This window comes from Bacillota bacterium (assembly GCA_012837285.1).
Taxonomy (GTDB): Bacteria; Bacillota; DTU030; order DUMP01; family DUMP01; genus DUNI01.
The window spans coordinates 1-2,222 of sequence record DURJ01000048.1; the positions used below are offsets into that span (position 1 = coordinate 1).

3 protein-coding genes are annotated in these 2,222 nt (G+C 56.7%); all 3 read left to right on the top strand.

The genetic code is table 11. The features are described from left to right. Positions 1–1,229: hypothetical protein (locus GX016_02770; protein ID HHT70487.1), on the top strand; the 1,229-nt coding region annotated here is incomplete at its 5' end. A gap of 4 nt (positions 1,230–1,233) precedes the next feature. Then, positions 1,234–1,545, top strand: a complete 312-nt coding sequence (locus GX016_02775) for a YbaB/EbfC family nucleoid-associated protein (protein HHT70488.1) — start codon at positions 1,234–1,236, stop codon at positions 1,543–1,545. Positions 1,546–1,627: 82 nt separating this feature from the next. Next, positions 1,628–2,222, top strand: a 595-nt coding sequence (gene recR, locus GX016_02780; GenBank protein ID HHT70489.1) for a recombination protein RecR, incomplete at its 3' end; no start/stop codon positions are given.

A 2,222-nucleotide genomic window follows, 5' to 3' on the forward strand; every position in this document is an offset into this window, starting at 1 on the left:
ACGCCTTTCTCAAGACGTTGGAGGAACCACCGCCACGGGTGGTGTTTATTTTAGCCACCACCGAACCGGAGCGGCTTCCGGCTACGATCTTGTCCCGTTGTCAGCGCTTCGATTTTCACCGCTTGTCAGCCGAAACCATGGCCCAACGCTTAAAAGACGTGGCTGTGGCCGAAGGGCTGACTTTGGAGCCGCGTACAGCCATGTTATTGGCCCGGTCAGCCGAAGGCAGCATGCGCGATGGACTGGGCCTACTGGATCAGTGCATTTCTTTTTGCGGCTCTGCCATTGACCATGCCGAGGTGCTGGACCTGTTGGGGGTACCGGCGACCGAGGTGTTAACGGCGCTGCTTGGAGCCGTGGGGCAGGGGGATGCAGGCACAGTGCTAGCCCTGCTGGCCCAGCTTCGGGCTCAAGGCAAAGATCCCCGCCTCCTCCAAAAACATCTCACTTATTGGTTGCGTAATCTGCTCTTGATTAAAGTTTGCCGTGAGCCGGAGCCGCTACTAGCTCTCAGCCAGGAGGAAACAGAGGGACTCACGGCCCAGGCCGGCGTTTGGACCGAACCTAGACTAACAGCGGCCTTGGCGAAGCTCACCCAGCAAGAGGGACTGCTCCGCTTTGCCGCTCAGCCGTGGATCGTACTGGAGACGGCTTTAGCCGGCCTTTGTCTGTCGGGCCCAGCCTGGGGTTCCATCGAAACGGCAGCCACAGTCGAAACCAAAACAGCTGTGGGTTCACTCCAGCCCAAGACCCGGCGCCAAGCTCCCAAGACGGCCAGCAAAAAGCCGCCACAACAGGCTGTTGTCGGCCAACCTACGCCTCTCCAGGGTGCCAAGGTATCGGAAACCGACGACCAACAAGCTCTGGCTAGGATCAAATCTTGTTGGAGCCAAATACTAGACGAGCTCAAGGCCCAAGGCGCCTCACTAGAAGCGGTCTGGCGCTACGGACAGCCGGCGGCAGTTCAGGGCAATATCCTGCAGGTAGTTTTTGAGACCGAGGGTATCAAGAAGGCGGCTGCAAGGTCGGACAAGACAGCAGCGCTGGAAGAAGCTTTGCAGAAAGTGTTGAAGACCCAGCTAAGAGTACGGCCCGAGGTTGCCGTAGCTTCAACACTGCCAACAGATAGGGACAACCAGCCGGTGTCGGAAGAGCCGCCGGGCATAACTGAAGCCCGAGCCTTGTTCGGCGCCGATAAAGTAGTCATACGGGAAGAAAGAGAGGAATGAGGCTATGGGTATGAACATGAACAAAATGATGAAACAGGTCCAAAAAATGCAGAGGGAGATGGCCCGAGTCCAAGAAGAGATGGAAGCAAAAACAGTGACGGGCACAGCCGGCGGCGGAGCCGTCACCGTAACCGTCAACGGCAAGCTCGAGCTTTTGTTGGTAGAAATCGAGCCCGAAGTAGTGGATCCGGACGACGTTGAGATGCTGCAAGATCTGGTCATGGCCGCCACCAACGAAGCTATTCGAGAGTCACAGGACATGATGGCGCAGGCCATGGCCCGCTTTACCGGAGGCCTCAAGATTCCCGGTTTTTAAGGGACATTAGCCGTAGCAGTAATTACCGACAGCTGGCGCCGGTGAAAAGTCCGGCGTCAATTTGTCCAGAGGGGGCCTTAGCATGTATTACCCAGAACCTATGGGACGGCTTATCGCCGAACTGAGAAAACTGCCCGGCATCGGACCTAGAACAGCCCAGCGGCTGGCTTTTCATATCCTGGATCTTTCCAACGAAGAAGCCCAGCGGCTGATGGGAGCCATAGCCGAGGCCAGAGAAAAAGTTAGACACTGCTCCATTTGCGGCAACCTGGCCACCGAAGACCCGTGTACCTTGTGCAACAATCCCAGCCGCGATCACAGCTTGATTTGTGTGGTTCAAGATCCACGGGATGTGGTGGCTATGGAACGCACCCACGAATACAAAGGCCTCTACCATGTGTTAGGGGGAGTTATCTCTCCCATGGAGGGTATCGGGCCTAACGAGCTACGGGTGAAAGAACTCATCAAGAGACTGCAAGACGGCACCGTAAAAGAAGTGGTTCTAGCCACCGACCTTAACGCCGAAGGAGAAGTTACCGCCACCTATTTAGCCCGTTTAATCAAACCTTTAGGAATCAAAACTACCCGCCTGGCTCACGGCCTGCCCGTGGGCGGCGACTTGGAATACGCCGACCAGGTTACCTTGGCCAAAGCCCTGGAGGGCCGGCGGGAATTAT

What these genes read in the sequence shown, in the direction of transcription:
- GX016_02775 (HHT70488.1), top strand. Translation starts at nt 1,234, where the DNA reads ATGGGTATGAACATGAACAAAATGATGAAACAGGTCCAAAAAATGCAG.